Origin of the sequence: Achromobacter pestifer, from assembly GCF_013267355.1 — a bacterium.
GTDB classification, from domain to species: domain Bacteria; phylum Pseudomonadota; class Gammaproteobacteria; order Burkholderiales; family Burkholderiaceae_B; genus Achromobacter; species Achromobacter pestifer_A.
On record NZ_CP053985.1, the window covers coordinates 6095212 to 6116241 of the forward strand.

The 21030-nt window shown below is 64.7% G+C and carries 20 protein-coding genes; 13 read left to right on the forward strand and 7 right to left on the reverse strand.

Annotated features, from left to right (window positions below):
- Window positions 1–66 precede the first annotated feature (66 nt).
- The 5 genes from FOC84_RS28800 (at window position 67) to FOC84_RS28820 (ending at window position 5480) form a co-directional block, all read left to right on the forward strand.
- Entirely contained in the window at window positions 67–1104 is a 1038-nt protein-coding gene (locus tag FOC84_RS28800; RefSeq protein WP_254241808.1) for a porin, read from the forward strand.
- A 194-nt stretch (window positions 1105–1298) separates the two neighbouring features.
- On the forward strand, window positions 1299–2000 hold the full coding sequence (locus FOC84_RS28805; protein WP_088140668.1) for a response regulator: 702 nt from the start codon (window positions 1299–1301) through the stop codon (window positions 1998–2000).
- The gene (locus FOC84_RS28810; protein ID WP_173148305.1) at window positions 1993–3285 is read left to right on the forward strand and encodes an ATP-binding protein; all 1293 of its coding nucleotides are present in this window, start codon (window positions 1993–1995) and stop codon (window positions 3283–3285) included. The genes FOC84_RS28805 and FOC84_RS28810 overlap by 8 nt, the downstream gene beginning before the upstream one ends.
- Before the next feature lie 149 nt (window positions 3286–3434).
- Complete coding sequence (locus FOC84_RS28815; protein ID WP_173148307.1) at window positions 3435–4529, forward strand: serine hydrolase domain-containing protein; 1095 nt, start codon at window positions 3435–3437, stop codon at window positions 4527–4529.
- A 63-nt stretch (window positions 4530–4592) separates the two neighbouring features.
- The gene (locus tag FOC84_RS28820; protein WP_173148309.1) at window positions 4593–5480 is read left to right on the forward strand and encodes a MipA/OmpV family protein; all 888 of its coding nucleotides are present in this window, start codon (window positions 4593–4595) and stop codon (window positions 5478–5480) included.
- Between the two features lie 85 nt (window positions 5481–5565).
- Here the strand turns inward: FOC84_RS28820 and FOC84_RS28825 are convergent, their stop codons facing one another.
- The 4 genes from FOC84_RS28825 to ugpB form a co-directional block, all read right to left on the reverse strand.
- Window positions 5566–6654 carry a sn-glycerol-3-phosphate import ATP-binding protein UgpC gene (locus tag FOC84_RS28825; protein WP_173148311.1) on the reverse strand — a complete coding sequence of 363 codons (1089 nt, stop codon included), beginning with the start codon at window positions 6652–6654 and terminating at the stop codon, window positions 5566–5568.
- A gap of 50 nt (window positions 6655–6704) precedes the next feature.
- The gene (gene ugpE, locus FOC84_RS28830) at window positions 6705–7556 is read right to left on the reverse strand and encodes a sn-glycerol-3-phosphate ABC transporter permease UgpE (RefSeq protein WP_013393954.1); all 852 of its coding nucleotides are present in this window, start codon (window positions 7554–7556) and stop codon (window positions 6705–6707) included.
- 21 nt (window positions 7557–7577) lie between these two features.
- Window positions 7578–8459, reverse strand: a complete 882-nt coding sequence (gene ugpA / locus FOC84_RS28835; RefSeq protein ID WP_173148313.1) for a sn-glycerol-3-phosphate ABC transporter permease UgpA — start codon at window positions 8457–8459, stop codon at window positions 7578–7580.
- Between the two features lie 196 nt (window positions 8460–8655).
- A complete protein-coding gene (ugpB, locus tag FOC84_RS28840) occupies window positions 8656–9969 on the reverse strand; it encodes a sn-glycerol-3-phosphate ABC transporter substrate-binding protein UgpB (protein WP_173148315.1) in 1314 nt (437 codons plus the stop codon).
- Between the two features lie 193 nt (window positions 9970–10162).
- Between ugpB and proC the strand changes: the two genes are divergently transcribed.
- Together proC and FOC84_RS28850 are read left to right on the forward strand one after the other, a co-directional pair.
- Entirely contained in the window at window positions 10163–10996 is an 834-nt protein-coding gene (gene proC, locus FOC84_RS28845; RefSeq protein WP_173148317.1) for a pyrroline-5-carboxylate reductase, read from the forward strand.
- Window positions 10993–11562, forward strand: coding sequence for a queuosine precursor transporter (locus tag FOC84_RS28850; RefSeq protein WP_254241809.1), 570 nt, complete (start codon window positions 10993–10995; stop codon window positions 11560–11562). Before proC ends, FOC84_RS28850 begins: the two co-directional genes overlap by 4 nt.
- Window positions 11563–11614: 52 nt before the next feature.
- On the opposite strand, the gene FOC84_RS28855 is transcribed toward FOC84_RS28850, so the two are convergent.
- The 3 genes from FOC84_RS28855 to FOC84_RS28865 form a co-directional block, all read right to left on the reverse strand.
- Entirely contained in the window at window positions 11615–12625 is a 1011-nt protein-coding gene (locus FOC84_RS28855) for a Bug family tripartite tricarboxylate transporter substrate binding protein (RefSeq protein WP_173148319.1), read from the reverse strand.
- A 78-nt stretch (window positions 12626–12703) separates the two neighbouring features.
- On the reverse strand, window positions 12704–13516 hold the full coding sequence (locus tag FOC84_RS28860) for a citryl-CoA lyase (RefSeq protein ID WP_173148321.1): 813 nt from the start codon (window positions 13514–13516) through the stop codon (window positions 12704–12706).
- Window positions 13513–14679: a CaiB/BaiF CoA transferase family protein gene (locus FOC84_RS28865; RefSeq protein WP_173150479.1), complete on the reverse strand. Its 1167-nt coding sequence runs from the start codon at window positions 14677–14679 to the stop codon at window positions 13513–13515. The genes FOC84_RS28860 and FOC84_RS28865 overlap by 4 nt, the downstream gene beginning before the upstream one ends.
- Window positions 14680–14798: 119 nt before the next feature.
- On the opposite strand from FOC84_RS28865, the gene FOC84_RS28870 reads away from it, so the two are divergent.
- The 6 genes from FOC84_RS28870 (at window position 14799) to FOC84_RS28895 (ending at window position 21018) form a co-directional block, all read left to right on the forward strand.
- Window positions 14799–15701 carry a LysR substrate-binding domain-containing protein gene (locus FOC84_RS28870; RefSeq protein WP_173148323.1) on the forward strand — a complete coding sequence of 301 codons (903 nt, stop codon included), beginning with the start codon at window positions 14799–14801 and terminating at the stop codon, window positions 15699–15701.
- Between the two features lie 385 nt (window positions 15702–16086).
- Window positions 16087–17202 (forward strand): high-affinity branched-chain amino acid ABC transporter substrate-binding protein, encoded by a 1116-nt coding sequence (locus FOC84_RS28875; protein WP_088140661.1) that lies wholly within the window; start codon window positions 16087–16089, stop codon window positions 17200–17202.
- A 189-nt stretch (window positions 17203–17391) separates the two neighbouring features.
- Window positions 17392–18318, forward strand: coding sequence for a high-affinity branched-chain amino acid ABC transporter permease LivH (livH, locus tag FOC84_RS28880; protein ID WP_173148325.1), 927 nt, complete (start codon window positions 17392–17394; stop codon window positions 18316–18318).
- Window positions 18318–19553, forward strand: a complete 1236-nt coding sequence (locus FOC84_RS28885; RefSeq protein ID WP_173148327.1) for a high-affinity branched-chain amino acid ABC transporter permease LivM — start codon at window positions 18318–18320, stop codon at window positions 19551–19553. The genes livH and FOC84_RS28885 overlap by 1 nt, the downstream gene beginning before the upstream one ends.
- A complete protein-coding gene (livG, locus tag FOC84_RS28890) occupies window positions 19550–20317 on the forward strand; it encodes a high-affinity branched-chain amino acid ABC transporter ATP-binding protein LivG (protein WP_173148329.1) in 768 nt (255 codons plus the stop codon). Before FOC84_RS28885 ends, livG begins: the two co-directional genes overlap by 4 nt.
- Window positions 20317–21018, forward strand: coding sequence for an ABC transporter ATP-binding protein (locus FOC84_RS28895; RefSeq protein ID WP_088140657.1), 702 nt, complete (start codon window positions 20317–20319; stop codon window positions 21016–21018). Before livG ends, FOC84_RS28895 begins: the two co-directional genes overlap by 1 nt.
- Window positions 21019–21030: the final 12 nt, after the last annotated feature.

Genomic DNA, 21030 nt, shown 5'->3' on the forward strand with positions numbered 1-21030 from the left:
AGTCGTCTGCTTCTGTCTTGCCTGCTGGCCGCCGCGGCGCAGCCAGCCAGCGCCGGAAACGTCACCTTGTACGGCCTGCTGTCGCAAGGGGTGATGTACACGAACAATGCGGCCGGGGGCAGTAAGCTGCAAACGGCAAGCGGCGTTCAGCAGGGGCCGCGATTCGGCATGAAAGGCTCGGAAGACCTCGGTGACGGCGATCGCGCAATCTTCAATCTGGAAGGCGGGTTCAGCCTGAACAGCGGCAGCATGAGCCAAGGCGGGCGCCTGTTCGGTCGCGCGGCCTTTGTCGGTCTGGCCAATGACCGGCTGGGCCAACTGACATTCGGTCGCCAGGCCGATACGATGGCGCAAAGCCTGGCCGCGTATGAGGCTGCGGTGCAGTTCGCAACCTACGGCGTGCCTATCGGCGACAACGACAACGTCTTTACGACATTCCGCGAGAACAATGCGGTCCAGTACAAGAGTCCGACGCTGGCGGGTTTCCAATGGCTGGCGGGCTACGCGTTTGCCAACAAGACAGCCGGATCTTCCGACAACAACGATTTCAATACGGCGCTGACCTACGCGGACGGACCATTCAGCGCGGGCATTGCCTACCACGTCGTCAACAAGCCCAACAGCAAATCGAATGCCGACGGCGCGGTCTCGGGCGATTACGGCTACACGTCGCCGTTCGTGAAAAGCCAGGCAGGCGCCGCGGTGGACCAGCAAGAGATGTATGGCGCGGGAGGGTCATACACGTTTGGAGCGACCAAGCTCTCGCTGATGTACACGCACTCCCAGTTCGACTACCTGGATCATTCGCGGCTGGGCCTGAGCAATTATGAAGTCACCGTGACCAACTACATCACGCCCAGCGTGCTGATCGGCCTGGGTTACATTTATACCGATGGCCGTTATCGTCGGACCGGCGAACGGCCCAGGTGGCACCAGCTGGACGCAGGCATCGACTGGTTCCTTTCGAAGCGGACCGACGTTTTCCTGGTCGGCATTGCTCAAAAGGCGGCTGGCGACGCGAGGTTCGCGCAGATCTACAACAACTTGCCGTCGAGTAGCGGCCAGCAACTGTCCGTGTCCGTCGGCGTCAGGCATAAATTCTGAGGCGCGCCGTCGCTTGAACGACGGAATCATGTGTGGTTTGGACAAAACCTGGCCGGAAACCCTGATTTTCCTGCCAGGTTTTTCAATGCCAGGCGCGGCGGGAACCCGATAGCGACGCTCCCTGTCGAAGGCGAACCCGCTGCGATTGCGTAGAATGCGGCGCCATCGACCTCACTTTTTTCTGTCGGGACACCATGACCAAGGCCCTGTTAGTCGAAGACGATCCGAAACTCTCGCGCCTGATCGCGCAGTTCCTGGAGCAGCACGGTTTCAATGTCGCCCAGGCCTACCGCGGCGATCACGCGGTGGAGGCTTTCCGCAGGCATGACCCGGCCATCACCATCCTGGACCTGATGCTGCCCGGCCGCGACGGCCTGCAGGTCTGCCGCGACCTGCGCGCGTTTTCATCGGCGCCTATCCTGATGCTGACAGCCCGCGAAGACGACCTGGACCAGATCCTGGGCCTGGAATCGGGCGCGGACGACTACGTCATCAAGCCCGTGGAACCGCGCGTGCTGCTGGCGCGGGTGCGGGCGCTGCTGCGGCGGCACAGCCAGCTGGACGAGCCGCCGGAGCGCCTGGAGTTCGGTCCCCTGGTCATAGACCGGCGCACGCGCGCCGTGGTCCATGCGGGTTCGGAGGTGGACCTGACCACGATGGAGTTCGAAATGCTCTGGGCGCTGGCCAGCCAGGCTGGCCAGGTGCTGACCCGCGACGACCTGCTCAACGCCGTGCGCGGCATCGAGTTCAACGGGCTGGACCGCAGCGTCGACGTCTGCGTCAGCAAACTGCGGCGCAAGCTGGACGACGACCCGCGCGATCCGGCGCGCATCAAGACCGTGTGGGGCAAGGGCTATCTGTTCTCGCCCAAGGCACACGAGGGCGGTGATGCTTAAGTTTGTCCTGCGGCTGTTCGTGGTGCTGGCGGTGGGCTTCGTCATTTCCAACGAAGTCGTGGACCGGTCCGCCAACTACTTCTTCGAGCCCGTCAGCGACGCCTACGCGCGCGAAGCGGTGCGGGGCCAGATCCACAGTCTGGTGCAGGAACTGGCCCTCGTGCCGCCCGCCGAGCGCGAGGCGCACGTGCGCGACGCGCTGGCGCCGCACTACGGCCTGGCGCTCAAGGTGGTCGATGCCGACAGCTACGGCGCCACTCAGGACGAGCGCGCCATGGTCGATGTCGGCAGCTTCTTTGTGCGCGACAAGCAGCAGACCTTTGTGGCGGCGATTCCCGGTCCGGGCGGGCAATGGCTGGAGGTCAAGCTGCCGCCCGAGCCGTCCATCGCACCGTGGCTGATGGCCGCGGTGTACTCTGCCCTGGGCCTGCTGCTGTGCGCGTTCATGCTGGTGTGGGCGCTGCCCATCTGGCGCGACCTGGAAGCCCTGAAGACCGCCGCCCAGCGCATGGGACAGGGCGATCTGCAGGCGCGGGCCCGTCTGTCGCGACATTCCAGCATCCGCAACCTGGGCGATACCTTCAACCAGATGTCCGACCGCATCAGTGCGCTGGTGGGTAACCAGCGCGACCTGACCAACGCCGTGTCGCACGAGCTGCGCACGCCGATCGCGCGCCTGTCGTTCGAGCTGGACATGATGGACCGCGAGGACGATCCCGCCGCACGCAAGCGCCTGGTCGAGGAAATGAAGAGCGACGTGGCCGAGCTGGATGCCATGGCCTCGGAGTTGCTGATGTACGCGCGCCTGGAACACAAGGGCGACGGCGTGGCGCTGCAGCCGCAGGATGCGCGCGGCTGGCTGGATTCGGTGGTGCAGCACGCGGGTTTCGAGGCCGGCGTGTCGGGTGTACGCTGCGAGGTGGCGCTATGCCAGGTGCCCGAGGTGCATCTGCATCAGCGCTACATGACGCGCGCCTTGCTCAACCTGCTGCAGAACGCCATCCGGCATGCCGGCCGCCAGGTCCAGGTCAGCCTGATCAGCCCGGGCGCGCGCGAGTACGTGCTGATCGTGGACGATGACGGCCCCGGCATCCCGCCCGCGGACCGCGAGCGAGTTTTCGAGCCCTTTATCCGCCTGGACGAAAGCCGCGACCGCGGCACGGGCGGCGTGGGGCTGGGCTTGGCCATCGTGAGCCGCGTGGCCCGTTGGCACAACGGCACGGTGCAGGCGAGCGACAGCCCCCTGGGCGGCGCGCGTTTCGTAATCGCCTGGAAGACCGCCTGAGCGCTGGCGCGGCGCGCTCAGGCACAACGTAAACAAACTTCACAATCCGCCGCCGCAATCTTCACAAACTCCATACAAAGCGGGAAAGATCGCGGGCGGGCGCCTGGATAGCATGACGGCAGTTCTCCACAGAGGCATTGCCGCTAGCCATGTTTTCCCTCAGCCGCCTGGTTGCCGTAGGTATGTTGCTGGTCGCCGCGGGCGGTTGCCAGGGCGTGCCGCCCGAGGCGCCGCCTCCCATTGCGCAGGGCGATTACCAGGCTGTCGTCGGTTATTTGGCGCAGCGCATCCCGTATGACATGGATGCGTCCGGCGTGCCGGGCCTGTCGATCGCCATCGTCGACGACCAGCGCGTGGTGTGGAGCACGGGCTTTGGCTACGCGGACCCGCTGCGCCATCGCAGCGCTTCCAGCGACACGCTGTACCGCGTAGGCGCCATCACCAAGATCGTCACGGCCGCGGGCGTGCTGCGCGCCGCCGATGACGGGCGCCTGGCGCTGGACCAGCCGGCCTCGCAGGCCTTGCCCAACTGGGACATCCAGCCGCGCCGCGGCGCCATGCAATGGCTGGGCGCGCATCCCTTCACCGCCCGCAATCTGCTGGCCGTGCACCCCGGATCGCTGGAAGACACCATGGGGCGCGCGCGCGCCGACATGGCCTACGCCTTGCTGGGCGACATGGTCGCGCACGTGGCGAGCGAACCGTTCGACGCCTACGTGCGCCGCACCATCCTGCAGCCGCTGAACATGCCGCGCGCGGGTTTCCATCCCGATCCCCGCATGCTCGAGCTGCGCGCCTCGGGCTACCGCCAGGGCGCGCCCTGGGCCGAGGCGCCCCAGCCGAACGAAGCGGCCGACGGCTTGTGGCTCAGCACTTCGGAAATGGCGCGTTTCTCCAGCATGCTTTTCGCCGAAGGCCTCTACCAAGGCCGCCGCGTGCTGAACGCCGAATCGGCCCGCGCCGTGCTGGACATGGAAACGGTGCAGGGCGGGCTGGCGCTGGAGTGCCGCCTGGCCTTGTCCTGGCTGGCGGCGCCCTGTGGCGAGGACATCGCCGGCATGCCCTTGCGTCAGCACAGCGGCGCCACCGAAGCCTTCCACTCCCGCTTCGTGCTGGCGCCGCGCGACAAGCTCGCGGTCCTGGTCATGAGCAACTCCGACACGAGCGAACCGCTGGTGATGTCGGTGTCGACGATGGCGATGGCGCTGATGCGCCAGGCCAAGCAGGGCGCAATCACCCAATAGATCGGGCCAATCGCGGCTCAACGGTTTTACCCCCCCCCTCAACCTCGTTTCTTGGAAGCTGTTATGAAGCGAAAAATCCGTTCTTCCCTGTTTACGCGCGGTGGCGCCGCCGCGTGCCTGCTGGCTTTAGTCCCGGGATTGTCCCTGGCCGATGACGCGGCGACCAGTTCCGTCTACGGCCAGCGCGGAGCCAGCTCGCGCGGGTTGACGGTGGCGACCGGGGAGGGGGCGGCCGACGAATGGCTGTTCTACGGCACGCTGGGCGCGGGCTACGCGCCGCGCTACAGCGGCAGCGACGAGTATTCCGCCGTGCCGATCATCGGCCTGGGCGTGCGCAGCCCAGGCGGCTTCTTCCTCAGCACCGACCACGGCCTGGGCTGGGAAACCCAGGCGCTGGACAGCACGTTCCGCTTCTATCTTGCGCCCAGCGCTTCGCGCAAGGACCACAAGAAGGGGTTCCAGGGATCGGACAAGCTGCGTGGCATGGGCGACATCGAAAGCCGCGCGCAGATCGGCATGGACGCGGAAACGACGCTGGGCCCCGTGACCCTGTCGGCGACGGTGGCGCATGCCTTCAAGAAGGGCGACAACCGCGACGTGGGCAGCGCCTACACCATGTTCAACCTGGGAGCCAGCACCACGGTGTACGAGGGCAGCGCCGGGGCGATATCGCTGGCGCTGTCCGGCACCTTCGGCGACGGCAACTACATGCGCACCTGGTATGGCGTGAGCGGCAACCAGTCGGCGAAGTCCGGCTACCGCAAGTACACGCCCAAGGGCGGTCTCGAAAGCATCGGCCTGGGCGCCACCTGGACGGTGCCGCTCTCCAAGTCCTGGTCGTGGACCACGGCGGCGGAAGCACGGCGCCTGTACGGTGACGCGGCGGACAGCCCCATCGTAAAGGACCGCGCGCAGTACACCATCGGCACCATGATGACGTACTCGTATTGATGGGGGGGAAAGCCTGCTCCCGGCCGGGAGCGGGCAAGGCGCAAGCGGGCGGGCGTCGCCGCCGCTTGCGTCCAGGGATGTGGCTTTACAGGCCTTGCACGCGGCGGCCGCTGTCGGCCTCGAACCAGTGCAGCGGATGGCGGCCGTCCGGGCCCAGGTTGACGCGGTCGCCGACCTTGGCCGACGACTCCGACAACTGGCGCGTGGTGCAGCGCACGACCAGCATGCTCTTGCCGCAGCGGCTGTGGACCAGTTGCTCGGAGCCCAGCGTTTCGACCATCTCGACTTCGGCCGGCACGCCCTGGGTGTTCAGCAGCATGTGCTCGGGGCGCATGCCCATGATGATCTTGCGGCCGCGCACCTGCGAGGGCACCTGCAGCGGCGAGATCTCCAGCGCGGTGCCGTCCAGCGTCTGCACCGTGCCGTCGCCCGCCACGTTGACTTCCATCAGGTTCATCGGCGGCGAGCCGATGAAGCCGGCCACGAAGGTCGAGGCGGGTTTTTCGAACACTTCCATCGGCGTGCCGATCTGCTCGGGCACGCCCTGGTACATGACGATCATGCGGTGCGCCAGGGTCATGGCCTCGACCTGGTCGTGGGTCACGTACAGGCTGGTGGTGCCCAGGCGGCGGTGCAGCTTCATGATTTCCAGGCGCATCGCCACGCGCAGCTTGGCGTCCAGGTTCGACAGCGGTTCGTCGAACAGGAACACCTTGGGTTCGCGCACGATGGCGCGGCCCATGGCCACGCGCTGGCGCTGGCCGCCGGACAGCGCGCGCGGGCGGCGGTCCAGCAGATGGCCCAGTTCCAGGATTTGTGCTGCCGCGTCCACGCGCTTCTTGATCTCGTCCTTGGAGAACTTGCGGATCTTCAAGCCGTAGGCCATGTTCTCGAACACGGTCATGTGAGGGTAGAGCGCGTAGTTCTGGAACACCATCGCGATGTCGCGCTCGGCGGGTTCCAGATTGTTGACGACCTTGTCGTCGATGAGGATTTCACCGCCGGTGACGGTTTCCAGGCCGGCGACCATGCGCATCAGCGTGGATTTGCCGCAGCCCGAGGGGCCGACGATGACGATGAATTCACCATCCTTGACGTCCATGTCGATGCCATGGATGACCGGCACGTTGCCGGCATAGGTTTTCTTGACGTTGCGGAAGCTTAGAGTAGCCATGAGTTATTCGTGTTCGGAGTCGTGTTCGGGGGCGAGAGCGTGGGTAAGCGTCACTTTTCAGTGTCGACCAGACCCTTGACGAACCATTTCTGCATCAGGATGACGACCAGCGCCGGCGGGATCATCGCGAGCATGGCGGTGGCCATGGTGATGTTCCATTCGGTCACGCTGTCGCCGCCGCTGATCATCCGCTTGATGCCGATGACGACGGGGTACATGTCTTCCTGCGTGGTGACCAGCAGCGGCCACAGGTACTGGTTCCAGCCATAGATGAACTGGATCACGAACAGCGCGGCGATGCTGGTCTTGGACAAGGGCAGCAGCACGTCGCGGAAGAAGCGCACCGGGCCCGCGCCGTCGATGCGCGCGGCCTCGATCAGCTCGTCGGGCACCGTCAGGAAGAACTGGCGGAACAGGAAGGTCGCCGTCGCCGAGGCGATCAGCGGCAGGGTCAGGCCGGCGTAGCTGTTGAGCAGGCCGAGATCGGCCACGACCTTGTAGGTGGGCGCGATGCGGACTTCGACGGGCAGCATCAGCGTGACGAAGATCATCCAGAAGAAGAACATGCGGCCGGGGAAGCGGAAGTAGACCACCGCGAAGGCCGACAGCAGCGAGATGGCAATCTTGCCGATGGAAATCGCCAGCGCCATGATCAGGCTGACGTACATCATGCGGCCCACGGGCGCGCCCGACGAACCGCCGGACGAGCCGCCGAACAGCGCCTGCATGTAGTTGTCGACGAAATGCTTGCCGGGGATGAGGGACATCGGCGCGGACGCCACTTCCTGCGCGGTCTGGGTGGACGCGACGAAAGTGACGTAAAGCGGAAATGCCACCATCGCCACGCCGCAGAGCAGAATGACGTGGGCCAGAATATCCAGCCAGGGACGGCGTTCAACCATTGTTTATAGCCTCGGACAAAATCAATACTGCACTTTGCGGTCGACGTAGCGGAACTGCACGACCGTCAAGGCAATCACAATGAACATCAGCACCACCGACTGCGCCGCGGACGAGCCGAGGTCCAGGCCGCGGAAGCCGTCGCTGTACACCTTGTAGACCAGGATCGAGGTCGACGTGCCCGGACCGCCCTGCGTGGTCGTGTCCACCACGGCGAAGGTGTCGAAGAAGGCGTAGATGATGTTGACCACCAGCAAGAAGAAGGTGGTGGGCGAGAGCAGCGGGAACACGATGCTCCAGAAGCGGCGCGACGGGCTGGCGCCGTCGATCGCGGCGGCTTCGATGAGCGAGCGCGGAATCGATTGCAGGCCGGCCAGGAAGAACAGGAAGTTGTACGACACCTGCTTCCACACGGCGGCGATCAGCACCAGGGTCATGGCCTGATTGCCGTTCAAACGCGGGTTCCAGTCGACGCCGGAGTGGTTCAGCGCCACCGCCAGGATGCCGACCGACGGCGAGAACATGAACAGCCACAGCACACCGACCACGGCAGGGGCGACGGCGTAGGGCCAGATCAGCAGCGTCTTGTAGAGGCCGGCGCCGCGGATGACGCGATCTGCCATGACCGCCAGCAGCAAGGACACGCCCAGGCCGACCACCGCCACGAGGATCGAGAAGACGGCGGTGACGCGGAAGGAATCCAGGTAGGCCTGTTGCGAGAACAGTTCCTTGAAATTGTCCAGTCCGACGAACTCGGAGGACAGTCCGAAAGCATCTTCCAGCCGCAGCGATTGCCACATGGCCTGGCCGGCAGGCAGGAAGAAGAAGACCACGGTAATGATGATCTGCGGCAGGAGCAGCAGATAGGGCAAGGTCTTGTGCCCGAATACAACACGTTTTTCCATAGGGGGAACCCAAGGTACAGAAAAGCGGCGGTTGGAGTAACCGCCGCCTGAAACCGCCTTCGTAAAATGCGACAGGCTTAAAGCCCTAAAAACCCAGGGCCTTAAGCCTTGTACTGCCTAGTGCAAACCAGCCCAAGTCCTTGTTACGGCATGGAAAATACCGATTGACAGGGCCGGGCGGCATCGCGGAAGGGCGTTACTTTACACTCTTCTCGAATTTTTCCAGCAGTTCGTTGCCGCGCTTGACGATGTTCTCGGCGCCGTCCTTGGCAGTGACCTTGCCGGACACGATGCGTTCGATTTCGGCATCTTCGATTTCGCGGATCTGCGGCAGGAAGCCCAGGCGCAGGCCGCGGGATTGGGCGGTGGTTTCAACGTTCAATTGCTTGACGCCGACTTCGGTGCCCGGGTTCTTGTCGTAGAAGCCTTCCTTCTTGGTCAGCTCGTAGGCGGCCTTGGTGACAGGCACGTAGCCGGTCTGCTGGTGCCAGCGGGCGGCGATTTCCGGGCTGGCCAGGAACTTGAAGAACGCGGTCACGCCCTTGTAGGTTTCCGGCTTCTTGTTGGCGAAGACCCACAGCGAAGCGCCGCCGATGATGGTGTTCTGCGGCGCGCCTTGGACGTCGGCGTAGTAGGGCAGGGTCGAGGTGCCGAATTCGAACTTGGCGTTCTTGGCGATGTTGGCGCGCAGGCCGGACGAGCCGGTGATCATGGCGCACTTGCCGCTGATGAACAGCGAGTTCGGCTCGTCGCCGCGGCCGCCGTACATGAAGATGCCTTCCTTGCCCAGCTTGGCCAGGTTGTCCAGGTGGCGCACGTGCAGCGGGGTGTTGATGGCGATGCGGGCGTCCAGGCCGCCGAAACCGTTGTCCTTGGTGGCGTAAGGCACGTTATGCCAAGCCGAGAACGTTTCCAGCTGGACCCACGACGGCCACGAGGTGGTGTAGCCGCATTCCTGGCCGGCGGCCTTCAGCTTCTGGCCGGCGGCGGCCAGCTCTTCCCAGGTCTTGGGCGGCTTGTCGGCGTCCAGGCCTGCCTTCTTGAAGGCGTCCTTGTTGTAGTAGAACACCACGGTCGAGCTGTTGAAGGGCATCGACACCAGCTTGCCGTCGGCCGACGAGTAGTAGCCGGCCACGGCGCCGATGAATTCCTTGGGATCTATCGGGTTGCCCACTTCCTCGGACATCTGCTGCACCGGCTTGATGGCGCCCTTGGCGTACATCATGGTGGCGGTGCCGACTTCGAACACCTGGAGGATGTCGGGGGCATTGCCGGCGCGGAACGCGGCGATGCCGGCATTCATGGATTCACCGTAGTTGCCCTTGTAGACTGCCTTGATTTGGTAGTCGGGGTTCTTTTTGTTGAATTCGTCGACCAGGCCGTTCACGCGGTCGCCCAGCGCGCCTTCCATCGAGTGCCAGAATTGGATCTCGGTGGCGGCATGCGCGGAGGCGCCTGCGAAAGCCGTCATGATGGCGGCAAAGGTTAGGGCAATACGATGGGATCGCATAGAGAGGTTCCTCCAGTTGGGCGTGACGCGACCGGGTTGTCCGGGCGCGGAAAACACGACACCTTATGAATTGTTTGTGACAAAAGCGTGACTTTCACATCACTCTAAACGCCTGTCAAATTGCGCGTTTCAGGCGCGAACGAACATTTTTCTTTTTTTCCCCAATGAGCACTACCGTCTACAATCGGCCCCTATGAAAAACGAACTTTCGATTGCGTTCATTGGCGGCGGCAATATGGCAGCCGCCCTGGCCTCGGGACTGGCCGGCAAAGTATGCGCCGCTGACCACATTCATGTCATTGACATAAACCAGGATTCGCACGCCGCCTGGCAGGCTCGCGGAATGACCACCGCGGCGGCCCCGGGCGAGGCACTGGCGCGGTGTCGCGTCTGGGTGTTCGCTGTCAAGCCACAGAACATGAAAGACGTTGTGGCTTCCGCGCGTCAATGGCTGCGCGAAGACACTTTGGTGGTAAGCGTGGCGGCTGGCATACGCGCCGACACGCTGGCCGCCTGGCTGGGCACGCCCGAAGCGCCGTTCAAGCGGCTGGTGCGCTGCATGCCCAATACGCCCGCCCTGGTGGGCGCCGGCATCACCGGCCTGGCGGCGCTGGACGGGGTGGACGCCGCCGACCGCGAACTGGCCGGCCGTTTGCTGTCCAGCGTGGGCGAAGTGGTGTGGGTGGCCGACGATGCCGCGCTCGACGGCGTGACGGCCTTGTCCGGCAGCGGTCCGGCCTATGTCTTCCTGTTCCTGGAAGCGCTGGTGGCGGGCGGCCAGAAGGTCGGCCTGACGGCCGAACAGGCCAAGCAGCTGGCGCTCGGCACCCTGGCCGGCGCCACGCGCCTGGCGGCGGAATCCTCGGAGCCGCTGTCTACCTTGCGCGAACGCGTGACCTCCAAGGGCGGCACCACGGCCGCCGCGCTCAACGCCTTCGGCGCCGCGGGCTTTGCCGGCATCGTCGAGAACGCCATGGCTGCCGCCGCCCAACGCTCGCGCGAGCTGGCGGAGGAGTTCGGGAAATGACGGCCGCAGGCGGGAACGCGGCCTCCCGGCGCTTTGCGCTGATGAGCCGGCCGCAGTTCGCCATTGCCGTGCTGTGCATGCTGGTGGTGGTGGTGGGCTCGAACATCCTGGTCCAGGTGCCGCTGAATGACTGGCTGACCTGGGGCGGGCTGTCCTACCCGATCGCGTTCCTGGTCACCGATGTGCTGAACCGCCGTTTCGGCCCGGCGGCCGCGCGCCGGGTGGTCTGGTTCGGCTTTGGCGCGGCCCTGGTGGTGTCGGTATGGGTGGCTTCGCCGCGCATCGCGCTGGCCTCGGGCCTGGCTTACATCTGCGCGCAGCTGGTCGACATCCAGGTGTTCGACCGCCTGCGCGACCAGCGCTGGTGGCGCGCGCCGCTGGTGTCGGGCGTGCTGGGCGCGATCCTGGACACCGCGGTGTTCTTCAGCGTCGCCTTCGCCGCGACTGGCGCGCCGTGGATGACCTGGATGATGGGCGACCTGGCGATCAAGCTCGCGGTCAATATCAGCATGCTGGCGCCGTTCCGGGCGCTGATGTGGAATCTGGCGAAGCCGGCCAACGCTTGACGGGATGGCGCCTTGCCAGGGCGCCGTCGGGTTCCGTAGCTGCGGCCGGCCGCTAGTTGGCCTGGGCGCCGGACTGCCTGATCAGGTCCGACCATTTCGCCAGTTCGTCCTGTCCGAACTTGTCGATGTCCGCCATCGGCACGTTGTTCTTCTCCACCCCTTGGGCCTCCAGCTTGGTCATGATGTCCGGATTCGCCAGAGCGGCTGCAGCGGTGTCACGCAGCTTTTGCAGGGCCGGGGCGGGAGTTGCGGCTGGCGCGTAGATCATGAACCACGCTTGCAGGTCGAAATTTCCGCCCAGCTGTTCGGCGATGGTCGGCACGTCCGGCGCGGACGCGCTGCGCCGCATGCCGGAAACGCCCAGCGCGCGCAGCTTGCCGGACTTGATGTGCGGCAGCACGGCAATGGGGTGGTAGAACATGAACTGGGCTTGGCCCGACATGACGTCGGTCAGCGCCTGGCTGCCTTCCTTGTAGGGGATGTGCACCATGGTGCCGCCCAGGCGCGATTTCAACAACTCTCCCGCCAAGTGTCCCGAGGTACCGGTGCCGGCCGAGGCAAAGCTGACTCCGCCCGGTTTCGCGGCTGCGGCGGCCAGGTCCTTGAGATCGCGGATCGGCGAGCCGGCGCCGACCACCAGCAGGGTGGGCGTGGAGCCGACCATGGCGACGGACGTGAAGTCGCGCAAGGGGTCATAGCCCAGCTTCGGATACAGCGCCTTGTTGATGGCATGCGTGCCGACGGTGCCCATGATGACGGTGTAGCCGTCCGCTGGCGAACGGGCGACGAATTCGGTGCCGATGGAACCACCCGCGCCCGCCTTGTTCTCGATGATGACGGGTTGGCCCAGCGATTTCGCCATGGCGTCGCCCATCATGCGGGCGACGGTGTCGGTGGTGGTGCCGGGACCGAACGGCACGATCATTTTGATCGGACGTTCGGGGTAGTCCGCGGCGCGCGCGGGCTGGGCCGCCAGGCCTAGCCCACTGGCAAGCAGGGCCAGTGCGGCGAACGCGCGGCGGGCGGGGCAGCCGGGTACAGGCCTCGGGCGAGAAACGGTCATGGTGTTTGTCTCCTATGTTTATCATGCGCCGCTTGGCGCTGCCCGCCACGCGTGCAGCAGGCAGCCCGCGGCGTGCGTTCAGCGGTCCGTGTTTCCGAATCCGTCTGGAACCTTGCCGTCGTACTGCAGTTCGCGGGTGGCTTGGTACGACAGCGCGAAGCCCGCGGGTTGTTGCAGCTCTTCGTTCAGGTGTGCGATCAGGCCGGCGGTGCGCGCCAGCAAGGGCACGCCGCGCAGGGCAGGCAGCGGGAAGCCGGCGCCCAGCAGCACTGCGGGAATGGCGGCGGACACATTCAGCTTGAGCGCCTTGCCGAGCACGCCCGGGATTTGTCGCTCCACGGCTTCCGCGATCTCGATATAGGTCTGGTCCGAACCGCGGTCCCGCGCGACTGCGAACAGCCGCGCCACGCGCGGATCCCGCGTTTTGTGCAGCGGGTGGCCGTAGCCCGGGATGGCCTTGCCGTCGGCGCGATAGCGCTTCAGAACCTCGAGCGCCGCCGCGTCCAGGTCCAGTTGGCCCTGTTCCGCGCAGTCCTTGATTTCGGCGAAGAGGCGGCCAGCGGTCTCCGAGGCGCCCAATATGACTGACCCGCAGCCGAGCAGGCCGGCTGCGACCGCGCCCTGCATGGCGTCCGGCGCGGCGGCCAGCGTCATGCGCGCAGCCTGCACGCTGGGCACCAAGCCATGTTCGGCGATGGCGACCAGTGTTGCGTCCAGCACCGCCGTGGCGGCGGCATCGGGCCGGCGGCCAGTGACCAACAGATGGAAGTAGTCGGTAAAGGAGATCTTGCCTATCAGGTCCTTGCACAGATCCTCGCCGCGCACCACGATCGCATGTTCGTCCGAGGTGCAGATGGCGCTGCGGGGTATGGTTGCCTTGCCTATTTTCATGACGGGTCCCGGGAGTCAGGTTGGGGCTTGCGGGCCGCGAGCGCGCCGCGGATCTCTGCGTTGTGTTCGCCCAGCACGGGCGGCGGAATGACTGAGCTGGCGCGCTGGCCGTCGAAGCTGACCGGCGAGCGCACGGTGCGCCATCGTCCCAGCGTGGGGTGTGTACCCTCTATCTCCAGCTGGAGGTGCCGCGCCTGCGGGTCTTGCAGCGCTTCGGCGGTGTCGTACATGGGCGCGTGCGGTACGTCTTCGGCTGCAAGGCGCTGGCACCATTCCTCTCGGGTCCGCAAGGCGAAGACTTCGCCGAGCACGCTGATCAACTGCTCGTGGTGGGTGATGCGGCCGGCGCGGGTGGCGAAGCGTGGGTCTTGCAGGATGTCGGGCCGCTCGATGGCATTGGCCAGTCCGCGCCAAAACTTTTCGGGCGAGGACATGTGCAGGGCCAGCTTCTTTCCGTTGGCGCAGGCGAGGGCATAGGACTGGGACACGCTGGGCCGGCTAAACGGACCCATGACTTCGCCTTCGGCAAAGAAGTGCGTGAACGCGTCGAGGTTGAAATGGCACATGGCTTCCAGCATGGACACCTCCACGCTGCGGCCGACGCCCGTGCGGGCGCGCTCGACCAGTGCGCCGAGTATGCCGTAGGCGGCGTAGAAACCCGTCAGCGCATCTGCGATGGCCGGGCCCACGACGCGTGGGTTGGCTGGGTTTACGAGCAGATTGAGAAAGCCGCTGGCGGCCTGTGCCACCGTGTCATAGGCCGGTCGCCCGGCGGCGGGGCCGGTCTGGCCGAAGCCGCTGATCGCGCAATAGACAAGGCGCGGGTTGATGGCGCGCAGGCGCGTTTCGCCCGCGCCCAGCCGCTCGGCGGCACCAGGGCGGAAGTTCTGGATATAGACGTCCGCCTCGCGTATCAGATCGTCGAATACCTGCGCGTCGGACGGCTTTCGGACGTCGATTTCTATGCTGCGCTTGTTGCGGTTGTAGGTTTGGTAATGGGGGCTGTAAAGGCCATCCTTGAAGGCCCTGAACGGATCTCCCGTGCCGGGCTGCTCCACCTTGATGACGTTGGCCCCCAGATCGGCGAGCAGCATCCCCGCCGCCGGGCCGGTGATGAATGTTCCCTGCTCGATGACGGTGATGCCATCCAAGACCTTGGACATGAGTTTCTTCCTCTTGCGTTTGCTGCGAATCGATAGGCTATCGGCCTCCATGAAAAGACAAAAATGATTAATATCGTCCATTGTCATTGATGGCATCGATTGTTTGGGGGGCTTGCCTCATGGAACTGCGGCATCTCAGGTATTTCATCGCCCTGGCCGGTTCACTGAACTTCACGCGCGCTGCGGAACGGGTGCACGTGACGCAGTCGACCTTGTCCCACCAGATACGCCAGCTGGAGGATGAGATTGGCCAGCCATTATTCGAGCGCATCGGCAAGCGCGTGTTCATGACCGAAGCGGGTGAAACCTTCCTGGCCTATGCGCTGCGGGCATTGAAGGAGATCGATCAGGGGCTGGGGGAAATCAAGCAGGACCTGGCGCAGACGACCGGCGAGGTTCGCGTCGGCACCACCCACACGTTCAACCTGAATTTCATTCCCGACTGCGTGGCGCAGCTGTTGCGCCGCAGTCCCGGCGTGAAGATCGTGATCGAGGAACTGCCCGCTGACGCCATAGCCCGGAAACTGGAGGCCAGCGAACTGGACGTAGGCGTGGCGTACCGGCCCGAGGCGCCGAGCGAGCTGCGTTTCGAACCCTTGTTCAACGAAGAGTTGGTCCTGGTAGTGTCCGCCAGCCATCCGCTGGCGGCGCGCCGGCGCATTCGCATGATTGAATTGCATCGTGAACCGCTGGTGCTGCTGCCGTCGGGATTCTCGACGCGTCGGATGCTGGACGAGTGCTTCCAGGCCGCCGGCGCCGCGCCTGAGGTCGTCGCGGAAATGAACACCATCGCGGCGATGCTGGGGATGGTGGCGCGCATGCACGTGGGCGCCATTGCCGCAGCCAGCGCCATTGCCCGGGATCCCGGGTTGCGCATGATTCCCTTGGAGAATCCGACGCCCATGCGCACGCCGGGCCTGCTGTTCAACAATGCACGGCCGCAAACCCGGGCGGGCAGGGCTTTCACGGCCTTGTTGCGCAGGCGCGCCATGGACCACAGCCAAGGCGCCGGCCAGGCATAATCGGCTCCGGAATCGTGGCGCGCGCCATTATTCGTAAGCCTGGCGTAAGCACTGTATTTAAATGCGTATTTAAACAGTGTATTAATGGACGGCTTATATTAATTGCCAAGCACGATTCCGTTCGCCGCGCCAGATATTAAATAAGGCCTGCTTGCGGATTCTCCAGCGATTTCATGGGCTTGCCGCCGCTATCCGTCACGATTAAAGGCGCTTGCCGAAATATTGGGGATTACACGCAGTGACAGTATGGCGGCTTGCTTCCAGAATACCGCCCACACCGTGTTTTTGCCCAAGAAGCCGGCGACGGGCGACGAGGATTAACGGATTACCCAACCGATAAACCGCGTCGGACAGAGCCGCTCAAAACCTCGCTGGAGAACTCCGCATGAAGTTTCTGAATCGCCTTACCCCGGTAGCCATGGCGCTTGGGGCACTTGCCTTGGCTGGCGCCGCGCACGCCGCCGACACGATCAAGATTGGCATTCCCCAGCCCATGACCGGCCCCAATACGCAATACGGCGACCAGATCCAGGCCGGCGCATTGACCGCGATCGAGACCATCAACGCCAAGGGCGGCGTCAAGGGCAAGAAGCTCGAACCCATCCTCATCGACGACGGCTGCGAACCCAAGCAGGCCGTGCCGGCCGCCAACCGCGTGGTCAACTCCGGCGCCAAGTTCGCCGTGGCCCATGCATGCTCGGGCGTGACCGTGGCCGCCGTGAAGGTCTACGAAGAAGAGGGCATCGTCGGCATCACTCCGGGCGCGACCTCGCCCCTGGTCACCGACACGATCAAGCCGCACTTCTTCTTCCGCACCATCGGCCGCGACGACCAGCAAGGCCCGTACGCCGCCGGCTACATCGCCAAGACGCTCAAGCCCAAGAAGGTTGCCGTGCTGCACGACAAGCAGACCTACGGTTCGGGCGTGGCCACCCAGGTTCGGGATGCGCTGGGCAAGGAAGGCGTGAACGTCGCCATGTTCGAAGGCATCAACGTCGGCGACAGCGATTACTCGGCCATCATCACCAAGCTCAAGTCGGCCGGCGTGGACCTGGTCTACTTCGGCGGCTACCACCCGGAACTCGGCCTGCTGCTGCGCCAGTCGCGTGAACAGGGCCTGAAGGTCCAGTTCATGGGGCCGGAAGGCACCGCCAACCAGGATCTGGTGGCCATCGCCGGTCCGGCGATCGAAGGCCTGCTGGTCACGCTGCCCGCCGACTTCACCAAGCTGCCCGGCAACGAGAGCATCGTGAAGGCCTTCAAGGACGCCAAGCGCGATCCGGACGGCGCCTTCCAGATGCCGGCGTACGCCGCCGTGCAGATCCTGGCCGACAGCATCAACGCCGTGGGCGAAGATCCCGCCAAGGTGGCCGACTACATGCACAAGACCACCTTCAACACCGGTATCGGCAAGGTCGAGTACGACGCCAAGGGCGACCTGAAGAACTTCGAGTTTGCCGTTTACAAATGGGACAAGGACGGCAAGAAGACCCAGCTGTAAACTCGCGATCCCGCCGGCATCGCCGGCGTGTAGGGCCTGTCGTCCTCGTTCTGCCGTAATCCGCGTAGCGAAGCGCCAAAAGCGCTGTGCGGCCGGCGGGCGCAGATGCCAGGCCCTTATAAAATACGCCCAGGTTTCCGGCTCCGGGTCTCTCCACCGGGGCCGGAACCATTTGGAGCAAGAGAAATAATGTCTGACCTCATACCCCAACTTACCCAGCAATTCTTCAATGGATTGTCTCTGGGCGCGATCTATGCGTTGATTGCCATCGGCTACACAATGGTCTACGGCATCATCGGTATGATCAACTTCGCTCACGGCGAAATCTACATGATCGGCGCCTATGTCGGCCTGGTCACCTTGACGGCCATCGGCACCAATAGCGGCTTGCCGCTGCCGTTCATCATCGCGGCCATGCTGGTCGTGTCCATCGTCGTCACCGGCATCTACGGCTTCAGCGTCGAGCGCGTCGCCTACCGGCCCGTGCGCGGCAGTCCACGCCTGGTGGCGCTGATCTCGGCCATCGGCATGTCGATCTTCCTGCAGAACTGGGTGGCCCTGGGCCAGGGCGCGCGCGACATGGCCGTGCCATCGCTGGTGTCCGGCGCCGTGCAGTTCCACATGGGCACCGATTTCGACGTGACGGTGCCGTATTCGCGCATCATGATCATCGTGGTCACGGTGCTGCTGATGATCGGGCTGACGCTGTTCATCAAGTATTCCCGCATGGGCCGCGCCTCGCGCGCCTGCTCGCAGGACATGCACATGGCGAACCTGCTGGGCATCGACACCAATCGCGTGATCTCCTTCACCTTCGTGATGGGCGCGATCCTGGCGGCGGTGGGCGGCGTGCTGATCGCCATCACCATCGGCAAGCTCAATCCCTTCATCGGCTTTCTGGCCGGCATCAAGGCCTTTACCGCGGCGGTGCTGGGCGGCATCGGCAGCATCCCCGGCGCCATGCTGGGCGGCGTGCTGCTCGGGCTGGCCGAGACCTTCGCGGCTGCCTACATCTCCTCACAGTACAAGGACATCGTGGCGTTCTCGCTGCTGATCCTGATCCTGCTGTTCCGTCCCACCGGGCTGTTGGGCAAACCTGAGGTGGAAAAAGTCTGATGTCGAACAACAATCTGAAAAATGCCACCATGGCGGCCGTGCTGACGGCCGTCATCGTCACCCCCGTCTTCGGCCTGCAGCTGATCCGCCAGGGCGCGCGCACCACGATGGAGTCGAACTGGTCGCTGGTGGCGATTGCCGCCGCGGTGGTCTTCTTCTTCCAGCTGCTGCGCCCCTGGATCGTCAAGCCGTTCCAGAAGCTGAAGACCCGCATGCCCACGCTGCCGGCCGCGCCGGCCAGGACCCACAAGCCGCTTGCGCTGCTGTTGCTGGCGATCGCGGTGATTTGGCCGTTCTTCGCCGGGCGCAGCTCGGTGGACATCGCCACGCTGGTGCTGATCTACGTGATGCTGGGCCTGGGGCTGAACATCGTGGTCGGTTTCGCGGGCCTGCTGGATCTGGGTTTCGTGGGCTTCTACGCGGTGGGCGCCTATACCTACGCCTTGCTCTACCACTGGGGCGGCTGGAGCTTCTGGGAAGCGCTGCCGTTCGCGGGCGCCATGTCGGCACTGTTCGGCTTCATCCTGGGCTTTCCGGTATTGCGGCTGCGCGGGGACTATCTTGCGATCGTGACCTTGGGCTTCGGTGAAATGATCCGCCTGCTGCTGATCAACCTGAACACGCTGACGGGCGGCCCGGACGGTATTTCGGGCATTCCCAAGCCGACGGTGTTCGGCATGGAGATGACGCGCCGCGCCAGCACGGAAGGGGGCACCACGTTCCATGAATTCATGGGCTGGACCTTCCAGAACCAGCACATGGTGGTCTATCTGTACCTGATGGCGCTGCTGCTGGCGCTGGCCACGCTGTTCGTGTCCACCCGGCTGATCCGCATGCCCGTCGGACGCGCATGGGAAGCGCTGCGCGAGGACGAGATCGCCTGCCGTTCGCTGGGATTGAATCCCACGCGCATCAAGCTGTCCGCGTTCACGCTGGGCGCCATGTTCGCTGGTTTCGGCGGCGCCTTCTTCGCGGCGCGCCAGGGCATGGTGAACCCGGAGTCCTTCACCTTCATCGAATCCGCGCTGATCCTGGCCATCGTGGTGCTGGGCGGCATGGGCTCGCAGGTGGGCGTGATCCTGGCGGCCGTGCTGCTGACGGTGCTGCCGGAAGTGGCGCGCGAATTCGCCGAGTACCGGATGCTGATGTTCGGCTTGGTGATGGTATTGATGATGATGTGGCGTCCGCAGGGGTTGTTGCCCATGAAGCGTCCCCACGTGGAGCTGGCTAAATGAGCGAGGCATTGCTGAAAGTATCCGGACTGACCATGCGGTTCGGCGGCCTGTTGGCCGTGGACAGCGTGGCGTTCGAAGTCAAATCCGACGAGGTGTTCGCCATCATCGGCCCCAATGGGGCGGGCAAGACCACGGTGTTCAACTGCGTGGGCGGCTTTTATGCGCCGACGGCGGGCGACATCACCATGGACGGCAAGTCCATCACTGGTTTGCCCAGCCACAAGGTGGCGCGCCACGGGCTGGTGCGCACGTTCCAGAACGTGCGCCTGTTCAAGCAGCTCACCGTGCTGGAAAACCTGCTGGTCGCGCAGCACACCCAGGTGGAATCGCGGCTCCTGCCGGGCCTGCTCAAGCTCAAGTCCTATCGCCAGTCCGAGACCGACGCGCTAGCGCGCGCGGCGCAATGGCTGGATTTCATGGGCCTGCGCGAGTTCGCCAACCGCGAAGCGGGCAATCTGGCCTACGGCCACCAGCGCCGCCTGGAGATCGCGCGCTGCATGATCACCAAGCCGCGTCTGCTGATGCTGGACGAGCCGGCCGCTGGCCTGAATCCTCACGAGAAACGCGATCTGCAGTCGCTGATCGATCAACTGCGGCGCGAGTTCGGCGTCGCGGTGCTGCTGATCGAGCACGACATGAGCCTGATCATGGGCATCTCCGACCGCATCCTGGTCATGGAGCACGGCAAGCCCATCACTACCGGCACCCCCGAGCAGGTGCGCAACGACGAGCGCGTCATCAAGGCGTACCTGGGGGAGGAATAATGCTGAAGCTGGATAACATTCATACCTACTACGGCGCCATCCAGGCGCTGAACGGGGTGTCGGTTGAAGTCAACAAGGGCGAGATCGTCACGCTGATCGGCGCCAACGGCGCGGGCAAGACGACGCTGCTGATGACCGTCTGCGGCAACCCTCGCGCCAAGGAAGGCACGATCACGTTCGAGGGCGAGGACATCACCCACAAGGACACGCACCACATCATGCGCAATGGCATCGCCATTTCGCCGGAGGGGCGGCGGGTCTTCAAGGACCTGACCGTGGCCGAGAACCTGATGATGGGCGGTTTCTTCGCCAAGCGCGACGAGATCCAGGCGGGCATCGACCACGTGTACGGGCTGTTTCCGCGCTTGAAAGAGCGCGCCAGCCAGCGCGCCGGCCTGATGTCGGGCGGCGAGCAGCAGATGCTGGCCATCGGCCGCGCGCTGATGACGCGTCCGCGCCTGTTGCTGCTGGACGAACCGACGCTGGGCCTGGCCCCGCTGGTGATCGCCCAGATTTTCGACATCATCCGCGAGATCCGCGAACAGGGCGTGACGGTGTTCCTGGTCGAACAGAACGCCAACAAGGCGCTGGGCGTGGCCGACCGCGGCTATGTGCTGGAAAACGGGCGCGTGGTGTTGCAGGACACCGGCGCCAACCTGCTGGTCAACGATCAGGTGCGCAAGGCGTATCTGGGCGGTTGATGGCTATTCCCC